This window comes from Pseudoalteromonas maricaloris (genome assembly GCF_024746855.1).
Taxonomy (GTDB): Bacteria; Pseudomonadota; Gammaproteobacteria; order Enterobacterales; family Alteromonadaceae; genus Pseudoalteromonas; species Pseudoalteromonas maricaloris.
Genome location: NZ_CP024625.1, coordinates 269453 through 294373 on the forward strand (window position 1 = coordinate 269453; position 24921 = coordinate 294373).

Annotated in this window: 22 protein-coding genes and 7 tRNA genes; 19 read left to right on the forward strand and 10 right to left on the reverse strand. The window is 44.2% G+C overall.

Annotated features, from left to right (window positions below):
- Positions 1–14: 14 nt before the first annotated feature.
- The 6 genes from nudE (at position 15) to CTT31_RS01000 (ending at position 4085) form a co-directional block, all read left to right on the forward strand.
- Entirely contained in the window at positions 15–578 is a 564-nt protein-coding gene (gene nudE / locus CTT31_RS00975; RefSeq protein WP_017219353.1) for an ADP compounds hydrolase NudE, read from the forward strand.
- Position 579: 1 nt separating this feature from the next.
- The gene (gene cysQ, locus CTT31_RS00980; RefSeq protein WP_260491795.1) at positions 580–1383 is read left to right on the forward strand and encodes a 3'(2'),5'-bisphosphate nucleotidase CysQ; all 804 of its coding nucleotides are present in this window, start codon (positions 580–582) and stop codon (positions 1381–1383) included.
- 241 nt (positions 1384–1624) lie between these two features.
- Positions 1625–1701, forward strand: a tRNA-Met gene (locus tag CTT31_RS00985).
- A gap of 165 nt (positions 1702–1866) precedes the next feature.
- Positions 1867–1943 (forward strand) — tRNA-Met (locus CTT31_RS00990).
- A 165-nt stretch (positions 1944–2108) separates the two neighbouring features.
- Positions 2109–2185, forward strand: a tRNA-Met gene (locus CTT31_RS00995).
- Positions 2186–2495: 310 nt separating this feature from the next.
- Entirely contained in the window at positions 2496–4085 is a 1590-nt protein-coding gene (locus CTT31_RS01000) for a methyl-accepting chemotaxis protein (RefSeq protein WP_260491796.1), read from the forward strand.
- A 54-nt stretch (positions 4086–4139) separates the two neighbouring features.
- Here the strand turns inward: CTT31_RS01000 and CTT31_RS01005 are convergent, their stop codons facing one another.
- The 6 genes from CTT31_RS01005 to CTT31_RS01030 form a co-directional block, all read right to left on the reverse strand.
- Positions 4140–5324 carry a dipeptidase gene (locus CTT31_RS01005; RefSeq protein WP_039494707.1) on the reverse strand — a complete coding sequence of 395 codons (1185 nt, stop codon included), beginning with the start codon at positions 5322–5324 and terminating at the stop codon, positions 4140–4142.
- A gap of 105 nt (positions 5325–5429) precedes the next feature.
- A complete protein-coding gene (locus CTT31_RS01010) occupies positions 5430–5675 on the reverse strand; it encodes a YheU family protein (RefSeq protein WP_260491797.1) in 246 nt (81 codons plus the stop codon).
- Between the two features lies 1 nt (position 5676).
- Complete coding sequence (locus tag CTT31_RS01015) at positions 5677–6684, reverse strand: hydrolase (RefSeq protein WP_260491798.1); 1008 nt, start codon at positions 6682–6684, stop codon at positions 5677–5679.
- Positions 6685–6931: 247 nt separating this feature from the next.
- The gene (locus tag CTT31_RS01020; RefSeq protein WP_010374526.1) at positions 6932–7078 is read right to left on the reverse strand and encodes a hypothetical protein; all 147 of its coding nucleotides are present in this window, start codon (positions 7076–7078) and stop codon (positions 6932–6934) included.
- Between the two features lie 173 nt (positions 7079–7251).
- Positions 7252–7701, reverse strand: a complete 450-nt coding sequence (locus CTT31_RS01025; protein ID WP_260491799.1) for a TIGR02444 family protein — start codon at positions 7699–7701, stop codon at positions 7252–7254.
- A complete protein-coding gene (locus CTT31_RS01030) occupies positions 7695–9623 on the reverse strand; it encodes an ATP-binding cassette domain-containing protein (RefSeq protein WP_260491800.1) in 1929 nt (642 codons plus the stop codon). Before CTT31_RS01030 ends, CTT31_RS01025 begins: the two co-directional genes overlap by 7 nt.
- A gap of 130 nt (positions 9624–9753) precedes the next feature.
- Between CTT31_RS01030 and CTT31_RS01035 the strand changes: the two genes are divergently transcribed.
- Positions 9754–9954, forward strand: coding sequence for a YheV family putative zinc ribbon protein (locus tag CTT31_RS01035; protein ID WP_010374531.1), 201 nt, complete (start codon positions 9754–9756; stop codon positions 9952–9954).
- 28 nt (positions 9955–9982) lie between these two features.
- On the opposite strand, the gene CTT31_RS01040 is transcribed toward CTT31_RS01035, so the two are convergent.
- Both CTT31_RS01040 and CTT31_RS01045 read right to left on the reverse strand, forming a co-directional pair.
- The gene (locus CTT31_RS01040; RefSeq protein WP_010374533.1) at positions 9983–10195 is read right to left on the reverse strand and encodes a SlyX family protein; all 213 of its coding nucleotides are present in this window, start codon (positions 10193–10195) and stop codon (positions 9983–9985) included.
- Entirely contained in the window at positions 10192–11205 is a 1014-nt protein-coding gene (locus CTT31_RS01045; protein WP_260491801.1) for a WD40 repeat domain-containing protein, read from the reverse strand. The genes CTT31_RS01040 and CTT31_RS01045 overlap by 4 nt, the downstream gene beginning before the upstream one ends.
- A 268-nt stretch (positions 11206–11473) precedes the next feature.
- Between CTT31_RS01045 and fkpA the strand changes: the two genes are divergently transcribed.
- Positions 11474–12226 carry an FKBP-type peptidyl-prolyl cis-trans isomerase gene (gene fkpA, locus CTT31_RS01050; RefSeq protein WP_026001096.1) on the forward strand — a complete coding sequence of 251 codons (753 nt, stop codon included), beginning with the start codon at positions 11474–11476 and terminating at the stop codon, positions 12224–12226.
- 76 nt (positions 12227–12302) lie between these two features.
- Here the strand turns inward: fkpA and CTT31_RS01055 are convergent, their stop codons facing one another.
- On the reverse strand, positions 12303–12773 hold the full coding sequence (locus tag CTT31_RS01055) for an Rsd/AlgQ family anti-sigma factor (protein ID WP_010374541.1): 471 nt from the start codon (positions 12771–12773) through the stop codon (positions 12303–12305).
- A gap of 466 nt (positions 12774–13239) precedes the next feature.
- On the opposite strand from CTT31_RS01055, the gene hemE reads away from it, so the two are divergent.
- Positions 13240–14304, forward strand: coding sequence for a uroporphyrinogen decarboxylase (hemE, locus tag CTT31_RS01060; protein WP_010374544.1), 1065 nt, complete (start codon positions 13240–13242; stop codon positions 14302–14304).
- A 233-nt stretch (positions 14305–14537) separates the two neighbouring features.
- Here the strand turns inward: hemE and CTT31_RS01065 are convergent, their stop codons facing one another.
- Positions 14538–16382, reverse strand: a complete 1845-nt coding sequence (locus CTT31_RS01065) for a M1 family metallopeptidase (protein ID WP_211859880.1) — start codon at positions 16380–16382, stop codon at positions 14538–14540.
- Positions 16383–16565: 183 nt separating this feature from the next.
- Between CTT31_RS01065 and murB the strand changes: the two genes are divergently transcribed.
- The 10 genes from murB (at position 16566) to CTT31_RS01115 (ending at position 24897) form a co-directional block, all read left to right on the forward strand.
- Complete coding sequence (gene murB / locus CTT31_RS01070) at positions 16566–17585, forward strand: UDP-N-acetylmuramate dehydrogenase (protein WP_211859046.1); 1020 nt, start codon at positions 16566–16568, stop codon at positions 17583–17585.
- Entirely contained in the window at positions 17572–18564 is a 993-nt protein-coding gene (gene birA, locus CTT31_RS01075) for a bifunctional biotin--[acetyl-CoA-carboxylase] ligase/biotin operon repressor BirA (protein WP_174170915.1), read from the forward strand. Before murB ends, birA begins: the two co-directional genes overlap by 14 nt.
- A complete protein-coding gene (locus tag CTT31_RS01080) occupies positions 18561–19253 on the forward strand; it encodes a type III pantothenate kinase (protein ID WP_211859047.1) in 693 nt (230 codons plus the stop codon). Before birA ends, CTT31_RS01080 begins: the two co-directional genes overlap by 4 nt.
- A gap of 124 nt (positions 19254–19377) precedes the next feature.
- A tRNA-Thr gene (locus tag CTT31_RS01085) sits at positions 19378–19453 on the forward strand.
- A gap of 48 nt (positions 19454–19501) precedes the next feature.
- Positions 19502–19586 (forward strand) — tRNA-Tyr (locus tag CTT31_RS01090).
- A gap of 44 nt (positions 19587–19630) precedes the next feature.
- Positions 19631–19705: transfer RNA gene (locus tag CTT31_RS01095), tRNA-Gly, on the forward strand.
- A 13-nt stretch (positions 19706–19718) separates the two neighbouring features.
- A tRNA-Thr gene (locus CTT31_RS01100) sits at positions 19719–19794 on the forward strand.
- Positions 19795–19931: 137 nt separating this feature from the next.
- Entirely contained in the window at positions 19932–21116 is a 1185-nt protein-coding gene (gene tuf / locus CTT31_RS01105; protein WP_119230648.1) for an elongation factor Tu, read from the forward strand.
- A 649-nt stretch (positions 21117–21765) separates the two neighbouring features.
- Positions 21766–22782: a TAXI family TRAP transporter solute-binding subunit gene (locus CTT31_RS01110; RefSeq protein ID WP_260491802.1), complete on the forward strand. Its 1017-nt coding sequence runs from the start codon at positions 21766–21768 to the stop codon at positions 22780–22782.
- Positions 22783–22818: 36 nt separating this feature from the next.
- Positions 22819–24897, forward strand: coding sequence for a TRAP transporter permease (locus tag CTT31_RS01115; protein WP_211859049.1), 2079 nt, complete (start codon positions 22819–22821; stop codon positions 24895–24897).
- The last annotated feature ends 24 nt before the right edge of the window (positions 24898–24921 follow it).

The window sequence follows — 24921 nt, forward strand, 5'->3', positions numbered from 1 at the left end:
GCAAATAATGATCTATGTCACATAAAAAGCATCCCACACCACCAGAAATTTTAGCTTGCGACGTCGTGGCTAAAAGCAAATTGTTCACGGTAGAAGCACTTTCGTTATCTTTTTCGAATGGCGAGCAACGAGAATACGAAAGAGTCCGTGGCGGTGGCCGTGGCGCAGTAATGATCGTGCCCATAACTGCTGATAATGAGCTATTATTAGTGAGAGAATACTGTGCAGGAACACATGACTATCAACTCGGCTTTCCCAAAGGGTTAATTGACCCAGGCGAAACCCCAGTGGAAGCGGGTAACCGAGAGCTAAAAGAAGAAGTGGGTTTTGGTGCAAATGCTTTCTCTGAACTCAAAGTAGTGTCACTGGCACCGAGTTACTTTAATGCCAAAATGCATATTTTGGTCGCTAGTGAACTTTACCCTGAACAGCTTGAAGGTGATGAACCAGAACCACTGGTAGTAGTGAAGTGGCCGCTAGATAAATTATATGATCTGTTACATCAAGAGGACTTTACTGAAGCAAGAAGTGTCGCGGCACTACTGTTATTAAAAGCACATTTGAATCTGGAGGCGTAAATTGCAGTCCTATTTAGAGCCTTGCATCGTACTGGCAAAACGTGCCGGTGAAGCCATTATGGCAATTTATCAAGCCGATGATATTGGTAAAAAAGAAAAGTCTGACCACACTCCTGTCACTGCCGCAGATTTGGCATCTAATGAGATCTTAATGGCGGGTCTTGCTGAAATAGCACCTGACATTCCGGTAATGTCTGAAGAAACACCAATTCCACCATTGAGTGAGCGACAAGATTGGCAGCGCTACTGGTTACTCGATCCTATGGATGGCACTGGGGAATTTATTCTTGAAAGCGGTGACTTTGCCGTCAATATTGCGCTCATCGAGAATAATCATCCTGTGTTAGGCGTCATTTACTGGCCATCTCAAGGGCTGACATATTACGCCAGCAAAGATGAAGGTGCGTTTAAACGTAGTGACTCAGGCGAAAGTAAACGCATTTTCGTCTCGCCAAGAGAAACGCTCACATTGGCTGTAAGCCGTAGACAAAAGCTTGAAGCGGTAAGTCAGTACTTAAATAGTCAGTTCGACACTGTGGCACTTGGGTCATGTTCATTAAAAGCCTGCATTATCGCAGAAGGTAAGGCGGATTGTTTTTTACGAGTAGGGCCAACGGGAGAGTGGGATACTGGCGCGTCACAAATCATCGTCGAAGAAGCCGGGGGTTGTATTACCGATGCTGAGTTTAACCCGTTGACCTACAATCGACGAGAAACTACCGAAAACCCAGACTTTATTGTTATGGGGCATCCCGATTGGCAATGGCAAAAGTTGATCAGTCCACATCATCGAACGATAGAATAAATAACGGTTTAAGTTGAAGGTTGTGGGATTTTTGCGCACTTGAACTGTTTTAAGCGTTAAATCCCTTGCAATAAAATTTTAATCCATTATTATAGCGGCCTCTTGAAAAGGAAGTCCTTTTTAAGAATATACAGGCGCGGGATGGAGCAGAATGATAAATCATTCGTCGAGCTCGCTAAACCTGGAAAGAATCGAAGGTCGTCGGTACCCGACGAAGAATAGATTCGCAAAAATATACAGGCGCGGGATGGAGCAGCCTGGTAGCTCGTCGGGCTCATAACCCGAAGGTCGTCGGTTCAAATCCGGCTCCCGCAACCAACATCAGTTGGATGTATAAAGTCTCAAGTACAAGACTTAAAATTAAGTACAAATACAGGCGCGGGACGAAGCAGAATGATAAATCATTCGTCGGACTCGCTAAACCTGGAAAGAATCGAAGGTCGTCGGTCCCCGACGAAGAATAGATTCACAAAAATATACAGGCGCGGGATGGAGCAGCCTGGTAGCTCGTCGGGCTCATAACCCGAAGGTCGTCGGTTCAAATCCGGCTCCCGCAACCAACATCAGTTGGATGTATAAAGTCTCAAGTACAAGACTTAAAATTAAGTACAAATACAGGCGCGGGATGGAGCAGAATGATAAATCATTCGTCGGACTCGCTAAACCTGGAAAGAATCGAAGGTCGTCGGTCCCCGACGAAGAATAGATTCACAAAAATATACAGGCGCGGGATGGAGCAGCCTGGTAGCTCGTCGGGCTCATAACCCGAAGGTCGTCGGTTCAAATCCGGCTCCCGCAACCAATTTTTAATTGGACTGCAAAATCTAAAGAACTCGTACAAAAGTCGTCGGTTCGCTCTTAATAAATTAATGGCTCCTGCAACCAATTTTATTGGTGCTGAAGTTTAAGCTTTGTTCTATAGTTAGCCTACTTTTCCTACACAATCTAAAACTTCATACTATTGATTCTGAAGCTGAGTATTTACTCTCTAGGTCATCGCCTCAATTTTCATCTTTTCAGCATTAAACTCGGTAGCTATATGCTGCGAATATTTGTCTATAAATCTTTATATGGTCTAGGCTTTTACTATCTCTTATTTGAGGTGTATGAAGATGGATTTACATAGTATTCGAGTCAAAAGTTCGTTGCCAACGGCTATGTTGACGATCGTGCTGCTATTTGTGTTTTTTGGTTTTTCGGTGTTGCTCAATAAAGTGCAATCGGCACTTGAGATCCAAACTGAAAACTATTTAAAAGCCGTGTCAGTGGTACTCAATGCGGATAGGGACTTTTATCAAGCTCAAGAAGCCTACCTCAAATTATTAGCTGGTGAAGATAAGTGGGCGGATTTTGAAGAAAACGCCGAGCAGGTGAAACAGCGTTATCAAAAGTATCTTCAGTTTATGTCACTCCACCAGAGTGAGCTGGGTAGTTTTGCAACTTTTGATGCGGACTTTCAAAGCTGGTATCGCGTGACGGTGGCGAGTATTAAAACTCCAACAGATAAAGCGCTTCAAACTGAGTCGGCTAAGTTATTTGGTGCAGTTCGTGATGTGCTTGATAAAGCCGGTGAATTAGCCGATGAAAAATCTGCTGCAAGTCGCGCGTTAGTCGTTGCTGAAGTTGCTCAGATAAAGTGGGGTCTTGGTGTTGGTGCCTTGCTCCTACTTGGTATTGCTTGTTGGATAGCTTATCGGATCCCTCGTCAGCTAGCAAAGCAGATAAATTTTGTGTCGGATAGGATCTCTGAAATTGCCTCTGGGGACGGAGACTTAACTGGTCGCATTGAAATCAAAGGAAATGATGAGTTTGCAAAGCTGTCGCTAAACTTTAATCATTTTCTCGAAAGTTTACAGGCGATGGTTACAGCACTTGTGAAAGATGGTAGCGATCTGTCGAGTTTGTCGTCAAAACTCAGTCATTATGCCACACAGTGCCATGACTTAATCGACTCGCTTGGTAAGTCATCACATACCATTGTTAGCGCGGTACATCAGCTAAGTCACTCAAGTCAAGAAGTCTCGTCGGTGGCTGAAAACTCATTGAAAGAAGCTGAAGCTTCACATCGCTACGCAGCACAAGGTAAAACAGTGTTGGCTGATTCAAAACAAAAAATCACTCATCTTGCTGATAATATGGAAGCGGCACTCTCCAGTTCGTTAGCTTTACAAAAAAACTCTGAAAACATTACGCAAGTGCTCGATGTTATTCGCGGAATTGCTGAACAAACCAATTTATTAGCACTCAACGCGGCAATTGAAGCGGCAAGAGCAGGTGAACAAGGTCGTGGATTTGCGGTGGTAGCTGACGAGGTTAGGTCACTGGCCACTCGAACACAAGACAGCACTAATGATATTCAGAAGATGTTGGAAGCATTCTCACATAGCGTCGAGGACTCACAAAAGACCATTGAAGATGGTAAGCAGTATGTTGATGTTGCGGTAGAAAGTTTTGCGAAGGCAACGGAGCTATTGGAGTTAATTGCACAAAGTGCGGTGAAAGTGACTGAGCTTTCAGAGCAAACCGCTCATGCGACTCAGCAGCAAAATGCAGTATCTACTGAGATTAGCAGCAATCTAACTGATTTAAATGACAAAACATTGGACGGCGAGCGACTGTCTGGAGAAACGCATCAAATTTCGGATGATGTGCTGCGAGTCACCAGTAAATTGGTGGATGAATTATCCCAGTTTAAAGTCTAAGGTCTTGTAAGGTGTGCCGTGCGGCACACCTTATGAAATCAGCTGTTTGAACAGTTATTTAGCAAACTTCTTTGCGTAAGCCTCAGCTTGTTTCCACACGCGTAGGGTATTGCCACCTAAAATCTTTTTGATATCAGCGTCACTGTAGCCTCTATCCAAAAGACCTTGCACAAGATTTGGATACGTTGACACGTCTTTCAAGCCAACCGGTAGTGAGTCACCCACACCATCGTAATCTGAACCAATGCCTACATGATCTATCCCTATCAACTTAACGACGTGGTCAATGTGATCTAGCACTTGATCAAGTGTGGCAAATGGGAACGGATTTTTTGCTCTAAACGCCGCTCTAAAATCGGTGCGATCTTTGTCTTTGGCTTCTTTTTGTGCTTCGTCACGCTTGTCATACCAAGCTCCAGCTTTTGCCGTCACAAAGCTCGAGCCAAAGTTAATTTGGATCACGCCGCCATTTTTTGCCAAGGCTTTGAGCATTTCGTCATCCATATTGCGCTCAAATCCAGGGGTGTATTTACGCAGGGATGAATGTGAAGCAACGACCGGCACTTTTGAAATGTCCATAACCTGATAAAAGGCGTCATCGGAAATATGTGATACATCAATGAGCATACCAATTTTGTTCATTTCAACCACAAGCTCTTTACCAAATGGGCTTAAGCCTTTCCATTTACGGCGTACGTCATAAGAAGAGTCAGAAATATGGTTGCTTTGCGAGTGTGCTAAGGTGATATAGCGTACGCCACGGTCATAAAAATGCTTAAGGTTTTTCATCTCACCTTCAATGGGTGAGCCATTTTCCATGCCCATCGCGATAGACATAATACCACTGTCAAATTGCGCATAAATGTCATCGGTATTGTAAGCCATTGCAAATTTATCTGGTGCGCGATGCGCTAAGGCTTCCATACCGTCAATCAGTTGATTGGCGAGTTGATAGCTTTTACCTTTACCTTCAAATTCTAAATTAGCAGGAATATAAATAGACATAAATGGCGCATTAAGACCGCCTTTTACCGCGCGAGGGTAATCAAAATCACCGCCTTCGGTTGCTTGGCTAACATCATCCCATTTACTTTGGATGCGATATGGAACGTCGATGTGTGTATCAATTAGGATGTTATCGTGAGCGAGTTTAACTGCGCGCTCAGAGGCTTTGTATTCAGTTGCATAAGCGGTAGAAACAGCCAGCGCGAGGGCGCAAAGAGCAGTGCCGAGCTTCATAAAATTGCCTTTCCTTTATAGTTATAGAAATTTGATTGTAACAACTCCTGTCACTTCGACAACTGTTTACGATTAGCGCTAAATACAAAGAAAGCTGAAGGTTTTTTAATATTCGTAATCTTCTTGTGCTTGCATTGCTTGAAATTGTCGTTTGCTAACAATATTCACCGACTCATGTAATTCCGAGAAAACGATCAGTGCTTCTCCGGATTTTAGCTGTGCTTTCACTTGCGCGACTTTGCTCTCGGTGCTGACTTCAGTATCGCCATAGTCTGTTCCTTCACGCAGCACATAGTGCTCAATAAGGTTGTCCAGCGTCTCTTGCGGAAGTTGTTGATAGGGAATGAGCATACTACTTAGCCTTACTATAAATTTGCTGTAAATATTGTGGAATAACGCTTTCTAGCCAAAACTTTGGTTTAAGGGGGTTACTTCCCGAAATAAATCCTACGTGACCACCGTGCGGACTCACTGCGAGCGTCACCGGTGAGTTAACCTGAGCGGCTGTAGGCACGGCTTGTGGTGATAGCATGGGGTCATCTTCGGCGTGGATCAGGAGTGTTGGTGTCGTGATCTGGGTTAAGTAGGGCTGCGAACTTGCTTGTGCGTAATAGTCTTCCGCGCCGTTAAAACCATGCAGCGGTGCCGTTATCTTATCGTCAAACTGCCATAGGTCATCAATGGCATAAAGGGCGGGCTTGTCTATCCTAATTTGCGACTGGATGGTGTCTAGCTTACGTGAAAAAGACTTCTTCATCCTGTCTAGCAAGTATTTTTGATAGAGTTTAAAGCAGCTCTTTCTGATCACCTGACAAGAGGAAGAAAGGTGATAAGGCGCTGAGACGACAACGCCAGCCTCAAGACCGCTTTGCGATTTGGTTTCTCCCAAGTATTTGGCAAGTACATTGCCACCGAGCGAAAAGCCAACCGCAAATAATGGCCGTTTAGGAAAACGGGCTTTTAGCGTATCTATAAAAAAGCCAAGATCTGAGGTTTCGCCGCTATGATAAGCCCTGGCTTGGCGATTCACTTCACGTGAGCAGTTGCGAAAGTGCATCAGTACGGCATCAAAACCATGGTGTACCAACGCTTTTAATAGGCCTTTTGCATAAAAGCTGTTGATATTGCCTTCTAGCCCGTGCAATACCACAACCAAAGGTGCCGATTTATCGCCGTGTTTTGCCCATGCAAGTTCTAAAAAGTCATCGTCTGGTGTGTCTAGTGTTTCATAGTCGACGGGCACCTGTAGTCTCGGCCTAAAGAATCGCGGAAGTATGGTTTGGGCATGGCGGTTGCGCATCCACCAAGCGGGTTTAAATTCGTAATTATCGGCTGTTATTGTTTTCATGGCTTGATTCATAATAGAAACTGCGTCTTTTTGACGGTTGCTCGCAAAGCAAAGAAAGGAAGCTATCCAGTTGCAAAACACGTTTTAGCCAGTTTAACGTATTATCAGGTGAGGGTTAAGCAAATAAAAAGCACCCGACCAGTAAACTGATAAGGTGCTTTGTGCGTCGTGCTTAATTCTGCAAGTTGGGGAACTACGTCGAGCCGATCTTCTACTACTTATTCTTCAATCGCCCCAAGGTAATACATTTAAATCTGTTCTATTGTTCGTTAGGTACTTCAGCGTCCATGACTTTTTTAATGAAAAAGTAGACGTAATAACAGCACAGCAAAATTACAATCCCTAAAAAGCCAAAAGACAGAAACAACACAGGGTCGGAAAAAAAGTCTCTAAAGAATACGTTCATGGCTGTGCCTCCTAATTTGTCGATGAGTAAATAGTAGTGGAGGTCTGAGGGGCTTGATATGATCAAGATCAAGTTTCAATCCTGAGTGAAATTAAACCTAGGCAAAGGCTTGATCTCGATCAGGTTTTATATCTAAGTTGGGTAAACAACAGGGCTTATATTGATTTAATGGCTTAGAAGTCAGTCGTATTGAATAAAGCGTCGTACTCACTCTGACTCAAATAGAGCAGCACATTGCTACTTGATTGCAGTGGCGCAGACGAAAAGCGCTTTAATGTCTCCAGCAATAGCGCTTGTTGACGCTTTTCAAGCTCAAGCTCTGCAGCCAGCATCGCTGAACGCAACTTTTGATAGTCTTGGTAGTCTTGATGATGTGTTTTTAGGGTATGGCGGATCGCGCGTTGGGGTTGTAGCACCGCTTGGTCAAATTGCTTAGCAGTCTTTACCAGTGCGGCTAGGGTGTCGGGGGTAATCGTCAGTGCTAAAGTGTCTAGGTAACAAAGTAACAGGCACAGGTTGATATTTTTGCCTGTAGCATCTTGCAAATTCAGCAGCCGCGATTGCATCTGCGGGCGGCTGTAGAATTCACAGGCAAACTGCCAAAAGTCTTCACGACTTAGCATATCTCTCCAGTCTCATCGAAATGGTTTTGCTTTTCTTCTAACTCTTCCAGTGCCATTAATAAGTTTTCTTCTGTGTCATTAAGCTCAGGGGTTATCTTGGCTTGTTTTGCCAGTAAGTCACTTAATTTTGTTTTGTTCTCGTCCGTGTATAGGCTGTTGTCAGCCAAAGCTTGCTCAATTTCGTCTGCTTGCTCAGTGAGCTGGTCGAGCTGTTTTTCGAGCTTTTCAATCGACTTTTTCAACGGCTGAATGGTTTTTCTGAATTCGGCTTCAAGACGCTTTTGCTCTTTACGATTGGCATTAGAGTTTTGCTTTGGTTCAGCCTCTGAGCCACTTGGTTTCGCTTGCTCTTTATTGGCATTCATGAGCCATTGGTAATAAGCATCTAAGTCATAGCCGAACTGAGAAACGGTTCCATTATCAACTAAATAGTACTCGTCAGCGGTATTTTTCAGCATGTGGCGATCGTGGGAAACCGTGACCATTGCACCCTCAAAACCTTGCAAGGCCATCACAAGTGCGTGTCGCATTTCTAAATCTAGGTGGTTGGTCGGTTCATCGAGCAATAGCAAGTTCGGTTTTTGATACACCAACATTGCTAGTACGAGTCGTGCTTTTTCGCCACCAGAAAACGGCGCAACGGGTTCGAGGGCCTTATCACCATGAAAAGCAAAACCGCCCAAGAAATCACGAATAAGCTGCTCTGGTACTTTAGGGTCTAGACGTTGAATATGGGTAACCGCACTGGCCTCAAGATCGAGAGACTCAAGCTGATGCTGAGCAAAATAGCCTACATTTAATCCTTGGTGTTGGAACACTTCACCAGCTTGTGGGGTTAAATCGCCGGCAAGTAACTTGATTAGGGTCGATTTACCAGCGCCGTTACGGCCAAGTAACGCAATACGGCTACCTGGGACCAGATTAAGCTTGATGTCATGCAAAATGGTAACGTCACCATAGCCCGCTTTGGCTTGCTCTAGTGTCATCAATGGATTAGGCAAGCTCGTTGGATCTGCAAATTCAAAATTAAATGGTGAATCTGCATGAGCGGGCGCGAGCATTTCCATGCGTTCAAGGGCCTTCACACGACTTTGCGCTTGTTTTGCTTTACTCGCTTTCGCTTTAAAGCGGGTAATAAACTTCTCTAAATGTGCAATCGTTTCTTGTTGCTTCTCGTAAAGCGCTTGGTGCTGTGCCATGCGCTCTGCTTTTTGACGCTCAAACTGAGAATAGTGACCTTTATAAACGTTGATCTGCTGTTGGTCGATATGCCAAATCTCGCTAACAACCGCATCTAAAAATTCGCGGTCGTGAGAAATAAGCACTAATGTACCCTGATAGGCGCGCAAAAAGCGTTCTAGCCAATAAACAGCGTCCAAGTCCAAGTGGTTGGTTGGCTCATCCAGAAGCAATAAATCGGCATCGCGGATCAGCGCTTGCGCAAGGTTCAAGCGCATGCGCCAGCCACCAGAAAAGTCGCTAACGGCAAACTCAATCTGTTCATTGCTAAAACCAAGGCCATGGAGTAGTTCACCCGCTTTGGCTTCAATACTATACCCTTTGATGTTCTCTAGCTGTTGGTGTGCTTTTGCTTGTAGTTCCCCATCACCGTCCCGCTCCGCTTGTTGTAGCTGCGTTCTCAATACATAGTATTCAGGGTGTCCCTGTAGTACATACTCGAGGGCGCTAATGGAGAGTGCTGGGGTTTCTTGTTTTACCGATGCAATAGACCAATCTTTGGGAATAGAAAAATCACCTGAATCGAGTTGCAGCTCACCTTTTAGCAGCGCAAAGAGAGATGATTTACCACAGCCATTGGCACCGACAAGGCCCGCCTTATGTTGTGGATAAAGCGTTGCATTAGCTTGTTTTAGCAGTGTTTTACTGCCACGAAGTAGCTCGATATCAGAAAGTTGGATCATAATTCTAAAAGTCTGTCTAAATTGCGCGCATCATAGCATGGATCCAATCCCTTACTCCAAGCGTATCATGACAAATAAAATTAGGATAAAATGACAAACCTTAAACTCGGTGTTCATTAGAGGTGTAGAGTTGAAAGTTAAGAAGCGTTTTATTGCAGGGGCAAGTTGTCCAGAATGCCAAAAAATCGACGTAATGATGCTCTACAAAGAGCATGATGTTGAAAAAGTTGAATGTGTTGAGTGTGGCCACGTAATGTCACAGCCGAAAGACGCGGTACAGGCTTCTACACGCCAGTTTGAGCAAGTTATTGGGGTGTTCAAACCGGAGTGAGTGATCACCCCGGTTTTCAATTAATTTGTTAGTAGTGCGGTGGTGGTGGCTCTTGATGTTGAGGCATTAAACCTGGGTCGCGGCCTTCCTTCATTTTCTCTGCCAATAGCTCAATTTGTCGTTGCATTTTAGCCAAGCGCTGCTGATGTGCCTTTAGCTCTTCATTTAAGGTTTCGATTGTATCTTCTTGAAAGGCAAGCTTAGCCTCAAGCTCAGTAATTCTGTTTTCGATTTCATTCATGGCTTTTTCACCTGCGCAAATTTTTCCAGTAGTCCGCTGGAACTTTCGGTTAACAATGCAGTGTCTTGGTCTTGAAAAGCAACGTCAAAGACAACCGCAGACTTAGGGCGGCTGCCTTCTCGGGGTTGTACACGCCAAGTTTGCAATCGTTCCCCATCACTCACTTGCCATAAAATAAGCTCGCGGTTAGGTGAGCCGGTAGCCAAGAGCGTTGCGTCTTGATTAAAGCGCACTGCACTGAAAATTTTCTGGCGAGCAATATACTGTAATTGTGCTTTGAGATCACCAGAAGTTAATTGCCAAATGCTCGCTTTTTTCATGCTATCTGCGGTAAAAGCAAATCTTCCTTGGTCATCTAATGCAACTTTGGTCACGCGACTTGGGTGGTTAAAGCGATGGATCACTTGCCCCGTTCTAGTATCCCAAAAGTAAGCGGTATAGTCGTTGCCTCCGGTTAAGGCAAAGTGACCATTGGGAGACATGGCAATAGAATTGATATTTTCTTGATGTCCAAGGAACTCTATCCGCCTTCCACTCTCTAAGTCGAGGTGAACGACAACGTTATCACTGCGGGCATAGAGTAAATATCGGCCCGCATTGCTAATTGCGATATCTCGAATAGTGCCAGACTCGATCTCAAAATATCCTAGGTTTTGACCACTTTCGACGCTCCAGATGGCGAATGTTTTATCAGTGGCTGTGACGGCCGTGGAGTTGTCATTAGCTAAAGCCAGTGAGTGAATGAGATCATCGGGGACATCGGAGTGACGCCATTGAAATTTGAGGCCTTGCTCTTGATTATCCCAAAGTACGGCCCCATGCTCTATGGAAGAAACGAGGCTGTAGTGACCGTCCGCAGAGATAGCAGCAGAAAATGCCCCTCTGCTGGCATGTTCTACGGTCATAATGGCTTTTGAAGTGTCAGGGCCACAGCCGGTTAAGGTGAAGCAACTGAGCATCGCGCATGCAAAGAGGAGGCTTGTCCACTTAATGTTGACGAGTTTGACCATAAATTAGGTAAATCCTCCTTAACTCCGAAGTCTACAACAGGTAGACTAAAGGCACTAAAAACAAGATATTATTTTGATATTAGCGTATTAAAAGCGTAATGTCGTTACGCGATAATGGCAAGCAAATGCATATTGGCATTCTGATCAGAGAATGTTAATGTGGCTAGCACCTTTTCTTATTAATATAAAATTAACAATGGCACCGCATATCAAGCTCTCTTGCGCGAGCATTGGTGTTTTGATAGTAGGGACTGTCGGAGAGTTGAGAATGAAACAGACAATTAAACTGTCACTCGTTGCTGCTTCAGTGTTAGCACTAGTAGCGTGTAATAAAAAAGCAGAAGAGCAGAAGCCTGCTGAAGTTAAGCTAGATACAGAGGTGCAACAGCAAGCATACGGTATCGGTGCTTCAGTTGGTAACTTCTTGCAAAAAGACTTAGCGGATAAAAAAGAGCTAGGCATTGAACTTGATCAAGAGTTACTTATGCGTGGTTTTAAAGACGCACTGGCTGGTGAAGCTAAGCTGGATGAAGCAAAAATCCGTGAAGTACTCACTTCACTAGATTCTTCTGTTCGTGAAAAGCAAGCTGCTAAAGTTGAAGCTGACGCGAAGAAGAATAAAGAAGAAGGCGATAAGTACCTAGCTGAGAACGCGAAGAAAGAGGGCGTTCAGGTGACTGAGTCAGGTCTTCAGTATGAAGTGCTAAGCGAAGGTGATGGTAAAAAACCAGTCGCAACAGACAAGGTGACAGTACATTATAAAGGTACTTTGTTAGATGGTTCTGAGTTCGATAGCTCTTATGCACGTAATGAGCCTGCCACTTTCAACCTAAACCAAGTTATTGCAGGTTGGACTGAAGGTCTACAGTTAATGAACACTGGCGCTAAATATAAGTTTACTATTCCTGCGGAGCTTGCATACGGCACTCGTAACCTTGGTAAAATTCCAGCTAATTCAACACTGGTATTTGAAGTTGAGCTGCTAGGTATCGAAGACGAAGCTGAAGAAGCTGCTGAATAATTTGGCAGTGTCCGTAAAGAAAAAGGTGAGATAGCTATCTCACCTTTTTTTATATTTTGGTGCCCGCAAATTTAGACTATTCAGTGTGATTAGAATAAAGGTTATCGATCAGCTCATCTTCCAATTGGAAGCGTAACTCAAGCGTTTCACCTAACACAGACAGGTCGTTATCGAAGTCTGTTAATTCTTGCGTTTCTTGATTTACTTCAGCGTATTTGTCGTTGAAATCAAGTGCGGTATCAGTCGTATCTGTGATCCGAGGATACAGTGACTGAGCCAGTTTTGCGCTTTCAGGGCCTTTTTCTTGGCAGGCCTCAACAATGTTGTCATAAATTTCAAAATGACCAGCTGAAAGATAGTCCATCAAAATCTGGCAGAATGACTGAATGTCAACTTGCTCAGGAAGTGCTTTACCATTTCGAGTTGGTGAGCATCCTGCAACTTTATAATATAAAACCAATAGTTCCTGACGCTCTGCTAACCATGCATCAATTACACTATGGCTGCCTCCCCATTTCTGTTGGGCTTGTTCTAACTGCGAAAGCATAGTGATTCTCCTTAAGCGGGTTACCTACCTCTATGGAAAGGGAAACGGGGCAAAAGGTCAACCAATTTTTTCTGTAAAAGCGTAAAAAGATCAAAAGATTATTGGTTTGATTATCGGGAATGTTAACAAATTCAGGAGGATAAAAATAAAAAAACCACCGAGAGAAACTCAAGGTGGTTCAAAATAGCAGTTTAGCTTGTTGCGTAATGTTGTTATTTTTCTAATTGAAGGTGTTTTGTTGTTATTTTTCTAACGCGGTAATTTTATACCAACCTTTTAATCGTGTTGCAAACAGTTTAATTGCTTGTTTCGGTGTTTTTTACACAAGCTTATGAATTTGTTCCTAATAAAGTGAGGTTTAATCTAGATCATAACGAGGCGCTGGCAAGGATAGTTTAGATAGTGCCCATGTGCACTTAGTGATACAATCCGCACAATTGAATTTAAGTATTGGAATAGAGACGCTATGAGCGAATTAAAAAACGATCGTTATTTACGAGCGCTATTAAAACAACCAGTTGACGTCACACCAGTATGGATGATGCGCCAAGCTGGTCGTTATCTACCAGAGTATCGTGCCACCAGAGCACAAGCTGGTGACTTTATGAGCCTTTGTAAAAATGCAGAACTGGCATGTGAAGTGACATTACAGCCGCTTCGTCGTTATCCACTAGATGCGGCGATTCTGTTTAGCGATATTTTGACTATTCCAGATGCAATGGGACTTGGGCTTTACTTTGAAACTGGTGAAGGTCCAAAGTTTGAGCGTCCTATCCAATCGTTAGACGATGTTAAAAAGCTACCAAAATTAGATCCAACCGATGAGCTTGGTTATGTAATGAATGCGGTGAGCACAATTCGTCGTGAGCTTAAAGGTGAAGTACCACTTATTGGTTTCTCCGGCTCACCATGGACGCTAGCGACTTACATGATTGAAGGCGGTAGCAGCAAAACATTCGGTAAGATTAAAAAGATGGCGTTTGCAGAGCCGCAGACACTCCACCTACTGCTAGATAAAGTGGCTGATTCGGTTATCGACTACCTAAATGCGCAAGTAAAAGCGGGTGCTCAGTCTCTAATGATCTTCGACTCTTGGGGCGGGGTGTTAAGCCCGCGTGACTACAAAGAGTTTTCACTACAGTATATGCACAAAATTGTAGATGGCCTGATCCGTGAAAATGACGGTCGTAAAGTACCCGTGACATTATTCACGAAGAATGGCGGTCAATGGATTGAAGCGATTGCAGCCACTGGATGTGATGCAGTTGGTCTAGATTGGACGATTGATATTGCCGATGCAAAACGTCGTGTAGGCGATAAAGTTGCACTACAAGGTAATATGGATCCTTCAATGCTACACGGTACCCATGAGCGTATTCGTGAAGAAGTTCAGCATATATTAGCCGGCTTTGGCGAAGGTAATGGTCATGTGTTTAACTTAGGCCATGGCATTACACCTGATGTTGACCCTGAAAATGCAGGTGTTTTCATCAATGCGGTTCACGAATTTAGCCGTCAATACCACAAGTAATTTAAGTTTGAACTTAAACTTAAAATAGAAAAGAGCGCTTATTGAAGCGCTCTTTTTGTTTTTGAAATGTATTATACCAATTGCACTAGGTCTCCAATCAATTTGAAGGGTGAAATACCATATTAGCGTCGTTAAAAATTTCTCATTTAGAACAACTAAATAGCAAAATTTTTGCCTAGCTACTAAAGCTATTTCTCCGATTCAAATAGCTCATTTACCTAATACAATTAGTATTATTCAAATAAGGCGTCGATGGTGCCTTGAGCAAGTGGGTGGTATCCCGGACGTGCTTGCTGGTAAACACGGTAAGCCCAGTCACGTTTGCCATGCTTAATGAGAGACTTGTATAAATTCACAATAAGCTTACGACGACCAATACTTACCAAGTGCTTTTCAAGGTCTGGGTAAATAGCTTGGTAGCCGTTACCTACTGCTAGCATATACCAAGCAAATGCGCGTTCAGCGTTGGTCGATTGCGTCAGCTTAAATGCCTTGTCCAATGCTTCCATACGCTCGATGGCGAGATCTCTTGGTAAGTTATTAATAAAGTGCAGCCATTCATGTACTGTCCAAGCGTCGGTCGGTAAATCTGCAAGTGTTTTCTCGTCTTTTAGCCAAGCTTGGGTTAGCGCATCCACTTTTTCAAAGGCATCAGAAGTTGGGTTCGGTGCATCGCTTGGCAAGCCTGGCTCATAAATCCACTCTTTGGCTTTTTCTAAGCTCACGATACCAGGATATTGCTGTAGTAAGTTTTTGTCTAAGTACGCGACGAATTCATCAGTAGTCAGAGATTTAAAAGAAAAAGTGTTAAAGTAGGTTTTAACAAACTTGTCGAACTTGTCACGACCAAACTTTTCTTCTAGATAAATAAGGAATAATTGACCTTTAGTGTAAGGTACAGAGCTAAACGCATCGTCAGGATCGCGGCCATTAAGCTCTAAATTCATGCGTGTATCAGGGGCGGCGATAGTTTTAAGTTGTGCGCGTAGGCCTGCAGCGTCAAGTGCTTGTTCCATCACCGCGCGGTCACGACCAAACACTTCTTCCATAATACGGTTTTCAACGTAAGAGGTGAAACCCTCATTTAGCCATAGGTCTTCCCACGTCGCGTTGGTCACTAAGTTGCCAGACCAAGAGTGCGCTAACTCATGGGCGATTAGGTTTACTAAACTTTTGTCACCGGCAACTACAGTTGGCGTGATAAATGACAGGCGTGGATTTTCCATACCACCAAACGGGAAGCTAGGCGGCAACATGAGCAGGTCGTATCTACCCCAAGCGTATTCACCATACATGGCATTGGTTTTATCGATCATCGCTTGCGTATCATTAAACTCTGCAACAGAGGCATCAAGGATTTGCGGTTCTGCAAAAATCGCAGTTTGGTGCGACATCTCTTTATATTCAAGGTTACCTGCACCAATTGCAATTAGGTACGGTGGGATAGCTTGCGGCATATCAAACCAATAATCGCCATCTTTGATCAATGCGCCGGTATTGTCCGCACTCATTACCGCACGTACATCTTTAGGCGTATGTACGCGAGCAGAGTAAGTCACACGCATTGCTGGCGTATCCTGCACAGGGATCCAACTACGAGCATGAATAGCTTGAGATTGGCTATACATAAATGGGTGAGATTTACTTGCGGTTTGCTGCGGTGTTAACCACTGTAGACCTGATGCTACTGGCAAGCTGTTGTAATAAATACGTGCTTTTTTTGCTTGCTCTTTAAAGTGAATAGTTAACTTAGCACCTTTCACATCATCGCGCTTGGCAAGATCAAACTTGGCGGTATGCCATTTATCATCTTTACCTTGATACATCACTTTATCGATTTCGAGGTCACGCGTATCTAGTACCAACGTTCTTGCTTGGCGATTCTGCCAATCTAGTGTGTGTTCAACAAAACCTTCTAGCTGCTTATCTTCAAAGTCAACGTCTAGGTCTAGATGCAAGTGTGTGGTAATAACATCGTTAAGATTGGCGTAAGTGTGTTGGTCAACGGCTGCGTTTACATCAGCAGTGTGGGCAAGGCCAGCCATGGCAAGGCTGAGCGAAAGTGCCGAAAGTTTCATCATAATGCTGCTCTTATAAAAAGAATATTCCCAATTAGAGCGGCTAACATAACTAATTTCTAACCATTTAAACAGTATAAGCCGATGGGTTACATAAAATGATGGGTAAGATGACGTTAATGCGTAAGTCAGGGCAATGCGCTACACTAGCGCCAGTTTAGTTAATATTGGCAAGGTGCTGCAGTGACAAGTTTGCAGTCTTATCACACTTTTTCGCTGCCATCGGGTTGCGAGTCCCTTATCGTTATCACAGATCCACATGCGCTGGTTGAGCTCGATTTCAGTCGTCCTTTCTTTTTAATTGGGGAAGGGAGTAATACCATTTTTCTGGAAGACTATGCTGGAACCGTTATTAAGCTTGCGACCTTAGGTGTCGATATCGAGCAACAAGATGATGATTATATCGTTACAGTTGCAGCTGGAGAAAACTGGCACCAGCTCGTTACAAAGCTGCTTGATAACGGAATTGACGGGTTAGAAAATCTCGCGCTGATCCCTGGTACTGTTGGTGCGGCGCCGGTACAAAATATCGGCGCCTACGGCGTTGAAGTATCACAATTTATCACCGCCGTTAGAGGATTTGATATCGCTGAGCGGCGTTTCACGACATTAACCAATGCAGAGTGTGAATTTGGTTATCGAGATTCAGTCTTTAAACACCGCCTAAAAGATAAGTTCGTTATTACTGAAGTGACATTGACATTGCCTAAACGTTGGCAGCCAACGTTAAGTTATGGCCCTCTACAAAGCTTGAGTGATACAGCAACCGCGCAAGAGATTTGTGAAGCGGTGATAGTTACTCGAAACAGTAAATTGCCCAATCCTGCGATGCTTGCAAATGCCGGGAGCTTTTTTAAAAACCCAGTAGTTGATAGGGCGTTTGCAGCTCAGTTGCAAAGTAAATTTCCAGAGATGCCAGCGTTTGATGTGGACAATGACCATGTAAAACTTGCGGCTGGCTGGTTAATTGACAAAGCGGGTCTAAAAGGCTGCCACCGTGGAGCCATTCGTGTGTATGAGAAACAAGCACTGGTACTTGTTCATAGTGGTGGCAGTACCGGTGAAGATTTAACACAGTTAGTGAGTCATATTCAGCAAACCGTTTGGCAAAAATTTGCTGTGTTACTTGAGCATGAAGTGCGCCTTATAACAAAGCATGGTGAATGTCAGTTGCAAAGTGTGGAACGCCATGAAAACGCCTGATCATAAAAAGCAAACGATTTTAGCGGCCTTGAATAAAGGAGAATTTATCTCAGGGCAAGAACTTGGCGAGCAACTAGGTATTAGTCGCGCGGCTATTGCGAAGCATATAGCGGCGTTGCAAGAGATGGGCGTGGATATTTTTCGAGTCAATGGCCGCGGTTATAAACTCAATTATAGCTTACCGCTTATTCATCAAAGTAAGTTGAATACTCTATGGCAACAGCAATTTCAAAGTGAATGTCCAATCGAATATCACGCAATTATAGACTCCACGAATAGCGAGCTAATGCGTCGTTTGCAGGACAAACAGAATATAGGCTCAGGCCATGTCTTGGTGGCTGAAATGCAGCAAGCTGGCAGAGGGCGCAGAGGTCGGGTATGGCAATCGCCCTTTGGTGCTAACCTTTATTACAGTTATTACTGGCAGTTTGACGCTGGCATGCAAGCCGCGATGGGCTTATCTATTGCTGTAGGACTTGCAGTATATGATGCGTTAAAGGTTCTTTATGGTATTTCCGTTGAACTAAAATGGCCAAACGATATATATCTCAACCAGCAAAAACTGGCGGGGATCTTGGTTGAACTAGAGGGGCAGGTAGAAGGGCCTTGCCATCTTGTAATTGGGATTGGGCTAAATATATGCATGCCAGAATCAGCCTCTAAACACATCGACCAAGCTTGGACAGATCTGCAAACGCACTTAGGCCAAATTGATAAAAATCAGTTAGTGGTGCAGCTCACTCACTCTTTGTCTGAGCGTCTTGCCCAGTATAAAGAGTCTGGACTGAGCGAAATGGTGACCGAATGGAATAGTCTAAATGCCTTTAAAGGTGACGCGGTAACCTTGAGTACAGGACAAAGAGAATGGCGTGGGATCTGTGAAGGCATCGATATGCAAGGCGGCTTATTGCTTAGGCAAGATGGTGAGCTGAAAGCTTTTTATGGCGGTGAAATTTCGTTAAGAAAGGTGATATCGTGAAACTGCTAATTGACGTAGGTAATACTGCAGTTAAATATGCGCTTGAGCATGAAGGCCGTATTAGTCCTGTAAAAGAAAGTGATATTGAATGGCAAAAGCTAACTGCAATTGTCTGCTCTCAGGTTGGTAAGGGAGCAGGATTACAGTGGGTGGAAAGTCGCGCCTCTGAGTTTGGTCTTGTGTTAGAGCAAGCACACGTATCGCCAAGGCGAGCTGGGGTAACTTGCGCCTATCCTAATTTTAAAAATTTGGGAATTGATAGGTGGCTTGCGGTACTTGCCGCGCATGCTCTATATCCAACACAAGATATTATCGTAATTGATTCTGGCACTGCGACCACGGTTGATGTAGTGACTGCACAAGGGATACACATGGGAGGGTGGATTTTACCAGGCATCGATCTCATGATTTCCAGTATTACCGCGCGTGCAGAGCGGGTATTTTGTGATGACAACACGCCGTTTGCCGCAGAATTTGCTAAAAATACACCAGAAGCGGTGAAAAATGGTGCGTTAGCCGCAACACTTGGGCTCGTACATAGTGCAAAACAGCAACTTAATAATGAGTCTGCGTTGGTATTGTGCGCAGGTGGATATGGCGAGTTAATAAAAAACCATATTGTGTCAGCGGTTTTTGATGACCTTTTGGTATTCAAAGGGCTGTCAGTTTGGTGGAAAAACCCGCAATAACTGTAAAAATGTCATGGGATTGGCTTAAAACTGAGCGTTTGAACAATAAATTTAAGATTTTTTGCATATTCCTGTTGCATCGAGTCAATGGTTGCTCTAATATCTCGCCCCGTACTAAAGCAGTGCCGACTTAGCTCAGTTGGTAGAGCAACTGACTTGTAATCAGTAGGTCATCCGTTCGACTCGGATAGTCGGCACCATCTTTTTACCCTATCTTGTATAGGATGCTTTAGGAAAGAATTTTACGTGGAGGGGTTCCCGAGCGGCCAAAGGGATCAGACTGTAAATCTGACGGCTCAGCCTTCGCTGGTTCGAATCCAGCTCCCTCCACCACTTTATTCTTGACGGTTAGAGGTAGTTAAGAACAGGTTCCTAAAGCGGGCATCGTATAATGGCTATTACCTCAGCCTTCCAAGCTGATGATGCGGGTTCGATTCCCGCTGCCCGCTCCAGTTCGTCTGGCGTGCTGATATAGCTCAGTTGGTAGAGCGCACCCTTGGTAAGGGTGAGGTCGGCAGTTCAAATCTGCCTATCAGCACCAGTCTCCGAAGAATCTTCTCAAATACTTCCTTTGAATTGTCGAAAAAATATTTATAATAGACTGAATAATTCTAATCCACACTCGTCGTGGATTATTTTTATATGTAATCTAGATACACAAAACTTATAGGTTTCGTCATGGCAAAAGAAAAGTTTGAACGCGTAAAACCGCACGTAAACGTAGGTACAATCGGCCACGTTGACCACGGTAAAACAACTCTAACTGCAGCAATCACTAACGTACTTGCAAAAGTATACGGTGGTGAAGCAAAAGACTTCGCATCAATCGATAACGCTCCAGAAGAGCGTGAGCGTGGTATCACAATCTCAACTTCACACGTTGAGTATGACACACCAACTCGTCACTATGCACACGTAGACTGTCCAGGACACGCTGACTATGTTAAAAACATGATCACAGGTGCTGCACAGATGGACGGCGCGATCCTAGTAGTTGCTGCTACTGACGGTCCTATGCCTCAAACACGTGAGCACATCCTACTTTCTCGTCAGGTTGGTGTACCTTACATCATCGTATTCATGAACAAATGTGACATGGTTGACGACGAAGAGCTACTAGAGCTAGTAGAGATGGAAGTTCGTGAACTACTTTCTGAGTACGACTTCCCAGGTGATGACCTACCACTAATCCAAGGTTCAGCGCTTAAAGCACTAGAAGGCGAAGAGCAGTGGGAAGCGAAGATCGTTGAGCTTGCAGAAGCACTAGATTCTTACATCCCAGAGCCAGAGCGTGACATCGATAAGCCATTCATCATGCCTATCGAAGACGTATTCTCAATCCAGGGTCGTGGTACAGTAGTAACAGGCCGTGTAGAAGCTGGTATCATCAACGTGAACGACGAAGTAGAAATCGTAGGTATTAAAGAAACTACGAAGACAACTTGTACGGGTGTTGAGATGTTCCGTAAGCTTCTAGACGAAGGTCGTGCGGGTGAGAACATCGGTGCACTACTACGTGGTACTAAGCGTGATGAAGTTGAACGTGGTCAAGTACTATGTAAGCCTGGTTCAATCAAGCCACACACAAAATTCACTTCAGAAGTATACGTACTTTCGAAAGATGAAGGTGGTCGTCACACTCCTTTCTTCAAAGGTTACCGTCCACAGTTCTACTTCCGTACAACAGACGTAACTGGTGACATCCAGCTACCAGACGGCGTAGAAATGGTAATGCCTGGCGACAACATCAAGATGACTGTTGAGCTAATCGTACCAATCGCAATGGACGAAGGTCTACGTTTCGCTATCCGTGAAGGTGGCCGTACAGTAGGTGCTGGTGTTGTTGCAACAATCGAAGAGTAATCTTTAGATTGTCGTAACACACATAAAAAAGGTCGCTTTGGCGGCCTTTTTTAATGCCTTGTCGCTGTGATTTTATATCGCGACAAATGAAAAGGGTCGTTCTCTAATAGGAGTTCGACCTTTTTTAATACCTCGTAGCAGCGATTTTATATCGCGACCAGCGAAAAGGGTCGTTCTCCAATAAAGACGTACAGGCTTTTATAATACCTTGTAGCTGCGATTTTATATCGCGACCAGTGAAAAGGGTCATTCTCCGATAAGGAGTACAGACTTTTTATTATTACGCTCTAAAAGATGAACTCTTTGTCGAAGCAGTGACTTTACATCGCGATTTTAAAGATAGAATTTTTGTGGTGGGAGCGAGTTTACCTCGCGATAAACTCTTTGTCGTAGCAGCGATTTTATATCGCGACAAAGGAAAAGGGTTATTCTCCTATTAAAGCCTCATTTTTGTCATTGTGATGGTTATAACGAACAATCCGATAATGTTCTTATATTAGCTTTCGACAGCTTAAAATCCATATTTTCACCATTTAATCTCCCTATTCTATACGCAGATACCCTGCCACCAGTCACGTAAAAATTTGGTTAATTGCGTAAAGGTGTGCACAATAAGCCCATATAAAACCTAAAATTAGGGAGTGTAAAGATGTTAGGTCTTTCGGCTCGAACAATTTCTACTGTGCTCAGTATCACAATGTCACTATGTACTTTTGCAAGCTTTGCTAATGTAGATAAAGACAGATCTTATATTTTGGCGACAGCCTCATCTGGTGGCACTTTTTACCCAGTAGGCGTCGCGATTGCGACACTAACTAAGCTAAAAGTCACGCCGCAGCACGGTATGAGCGTGTCGGCAATTACCTCTGCTGGTTCTGGTGATAACCTCAAACTCATGCGTAATAAAGAAGCTGAACTGGCTATTCTACAGGGTCTTTACGGTGCGTGGGCGACGCAGGGGACGGGGGCAATGGCACCCGTTGGCAAACAAGGTTATTTGCGTTCTGTGACTATGCTGTGGCAAAACGTAGAGCACTTTGTCATTGCTAAGAAGTATGCCAAAACGGGCAACGTCTCAGATTTGAAAAACCTATATTCACAAGGGTTTGGCATTGGTAAGCGTAACTCTGGAACGGAAGGTTCTGGGAAGCACATCATGGCTGCACTGGGCGTTGATAGTGACAAATTCACTTTGGTGCATAAAGGTTACGCGGGCTCTTCTAGCGCCCTACAAAATGGTCAGATTGCGGGAATGAATATTCCAGCAGGAGTACCTGTCAGCGCTATTACAAGTGCTTATGCAGCCGATGCCAATGGTATCACTGTGCTGGATTTTACTGATGAGCAGCTAAATAAAGTCAACGCTGAGGTAGAGCTATGGTCACGCTTCGAGATCCCAGCTAACACTTACCCCGGTCAAACTAACGCAATTAAAACGATTGCGCAGCCAAACTTTCTTGCAGCACATAAAGACATGAGTGAGGAAGATGTATATCTACTCACCAAGGCAATTTATGAAAATTTAGTCTTTCTTCAAACCATCCATAAAGCGACTAAAGCCATGGCGATAGAAAAGGCACTCATGGGACTGCCTGCTAAGCTACATCCCGGTGCGCTGAAGTATTATAAAGAAATAGGTATTGCCGTACCTGCTCATCTGCAATAACGCCGTCAACTAAGTAAAATGGGATAGTATCTATCAATGAGTAATAGTAGCAATGAGCAAAGCGCAGTAGCAGCACCAACTCGTGATCGGATCGCTTTTTATTTAGCGATACTCACGAGTCTGTTGCACCTCTATTTTAACTTGGTCGCCACTTGGCCGGATAATTATATTTCAGCCATCCATTTCATGTTATTTGGTAGCATTATCTTACTCACCTTGCCACTTAGAATTGGCAAATTAGCAGTGCTTTCTAGCGTTATTGATATCGGGCTATTTATCGGTTTAATCGTGAGCTGCGGCTATCTTGTTCTGTACAGTGATGCGCTGGCTGCGCGTAATTATGAATTTGCTACGGCTGACTGGATAGCATCTTCCACCGCTGTACTCCTAGCGCTTGAGTTGGTCCGACGCTGTATGGGCTGGTTTATCCCGATGATGATCCTACTGGCGATGAGTTATGTACTGTTTTTGGGACAGTATATTGATGGCGTGTTTCATTTTGCTGGTTTAAGCGCAGAAACTATTTTGTTTCGCAATTACTTTGATGACGGCTTGTTTGGACCTATTGCTAAAATTTCTTGGACGTTTGTCTTTATGTTTATCCTGTTTGGTGCATTTCTAGTCCAAGCAGGAACAGGAGATTTTATCATTCGCTTTGCCAATGCGCTTGTTGGTCGAATGGTTGGCGGACAAGGCCTTGTTGCTGTCGTCAGCTCGGGCATGATGGGCTCCGTATCGGGCTCAGCTATCGCGAATACAGCGGCAACTGGGGTGATCACCATTCCATTAATGAAGAAAGCTGGCTTTCCTGCAAAGTTTGCGGCAGCAGTTGAAGCGGGAGCATCGACGGGAGGTCAGCTGATCCCGCCGATTATGGGGGCAGGTGTATTTGTGATGGCCTCCTATACTCAAATTCCTTATCTTACGATAATTGCGGCGGCCTTTGTTCCCGCACTGCTTTATTTTGCATCTATTGCCATCTTTGTACGTATTCAAGCTAAACGTTTGAATATCCAGCCAGCATTAGAGTCAGGGCAATTGAGTGCTTGGCAAGAGCTGAAGTCCGGTTGGCATCATTTATTACCTATCGTGTTGCTCGTAACATTGATGATTTATGGCTTTACGCCAACTTATGCAGTCAGCATTGCGACGCTCAGTGTGTGTCTGTTTTCTTTGTTTTCACCTGCGCCGATGAGGTGGTCAAAGATTTTGGCTGCGCTTGCAAATGCAACTGAAAACAGCGCCAAGACAGCAATATTATTGGTTGCCATTGGCATGCTGGTGAATTGTATTTCGATCAGCTCCTTAGGGGTTACTTTTTCTCTAATGATAAATGAATGGGCGGGAGCAAGCTTGATACTGTTGTTGGTATTGATTGCATTGGCCTCGCTAATTATCGGTATGGGGCTGCCTGTGACGGCATCATATATTGTGTTGGCAACGCTTTCTGCACCGGCTTTGTATGGCTTGATCAGCCAGTCAGCACTGGTAGAGGTCATAGTAAATGGTCAACTCAATGATACTGCGACGATGATGATGAGTATGATGGCGCCAGCACTAGGTGAGATATACAACCAGCCAAATATTACAGCGGCTCAAGTGTTTACTATTTTGGCAAGCTTGCCGCCAGAGGCTATTGATATTATTCGCAGTAGCCAATTTGATGCAACGCATTTAGCCATGATGCTACTTTCTGCCCATATGATTATTTTTTGGTTATCGCAAGATAGCAATGTAACACCGCCAGTATGTTTGGTCGCTTTTACCGCTGCGGGAATTGCCAAAACACCGCCGATGGCAACAGGTATAGAAGCATGGAAAACGGCCAAAGCGCTATACATCGTTCCCTTACTGTTTGCTTATACGCCGTTTATCGGGGGGAGTAATTTCGAGATCATGCAGGTTTTTTTCACCGCGCTTGTGGGGATGTACGCTTTGGCAGCAGCGATATATGGCTATGCGGAGGCGAAGCTCAATAAACCTATCAGGATGGTGTTAGCGCTTTTAGGTATCGCTTTAGTTTGGCCGCATCAAATGATCTCTGTAGATATAGCGGCAGCACTATGTGTTATTGCTGTTGTTATAAAGCAAGTAGTAGATAATCGTCTAACTTAAGCTTTGCTATGCACCATAAAGTAG

Coding starts and splice junctions, on each gene's coding strand:
- tuf (WP_119230648.1), top strand. CDS start 19,932: ATGGCAAAAGAAAAGTTTGAACGCGTAAAACCGCACGTAAACGTAGGT.
- birA (WP_174170915.1), top strand. CDS start 17,572: ATGAAAACGCCTGATCATAAAAAGCAAACGATTTTAGCGGCCTTGAAT.
- CTT31_RS01040 (WP_010374533.1), bottom strand. CDS start 10,195: ATGAATGAAATCGAAAACAGAATTACTGAGCTTGAGGCTAAGCTTGCC.
- CTT31_RS01055 (WP_010374541.1), bottom strand. CDS start 12,773: ATGCTTTCGCAGTTAGAACAAGCCCAACAGAAATGGGGAGGCAGCCAT.
- CTT31_RS01025 (WP_260491799.1), bottom strand. CDS start 7,701: ATGCTAAGTCGTGAAGACTTTTGGCAGTTTGCCTGTGAATTCTACAGC.
- CTT31_RS01065 (WP_211859880.1), bottom strand. CDS start 16,382: ATGAAACTTTCGGCACTTTCGCTCAGCCTTGCCATGGCTGGCCTTGCC.
- CTT31_RS01020 (WP_010374526.1), bottom strand. CDS start 7,078: ATGAACGTATTCTTTAGAGACTTTTTTTCCGACCCTGTGTTGTTTCTG.
- CTT31_RS01005 (WP_039494707.1), bottom strand. CDS start 5,324: ATGAAGCTCGGCACTGCTCTTTGCGCCCTCGCGCTGGCTGTTTCTACC.
- CTT31_RS01015 (WP_260491798.1), bottom strand. CDS start 6,684: ATGAATCAAGCCATGAAAACAATAACAGCCGATAATTACGAATTTAAA.
- CTT31_RS01115 (WP_211859049.1), top strand. CDS start 22,819: ATGAGTAATAGTAGCAATGAGCAAAGCGCAGTAGCAGCACCAACTCGT.
- CTT31_RS01030 (WP_260491800.1), bottom strand. CDS start 9,623: ATGATCCAACTTTCTGATATCGAGCTACTTCGTGGCAGTAAAACACTG.
- hemE (WP_010374544.1), top strand. CDS start 13,240: ATGAGCGAATTAAAAAACGATCGTTATTTACGAGCGCTATTAAAACAA.
- CTT31_RS01110 (WP_260491802.1), top strand. CDS start 21,766: ATGTTAGGTCTTTCGGCTCGAACAATTTCTACTGTGCTCAGTATCACA.
- CTT31_RS01000 (WP_260491796.1), top strand. CDS start 2,496: ATGGATTTACATAGTATTCGAGTCAAAAGTTCGTTGCCAACGGCTATG.
- nudE (WP_017219353.1), top strand. CDS start 15: ATGTCACATAAAAAGCATCCCACACCACCAGAAATTTTAGCTTGCGAC.
- fkpA (WP_026001096.1), top strand. CDS start 11,474: ATGAAACAGACAATTAAACTGTCACTCGTTGCTGCTTCAGTGTTAGCA.
- CTT31_RS01010 (WP_260491797.1), bottom strand. CDS start 5,675: ATGCTCATTCCCTATCAACAACTTCCGCAAGAGACGCTGGACAACCTT.
- CTT31_RS01045 (WP_260491801.1), bottom strand. CDS start 11,205: ATGGTCAAACTCGTCAACATTAAGTGGACAAGCCTCCTCTTTGCATGC.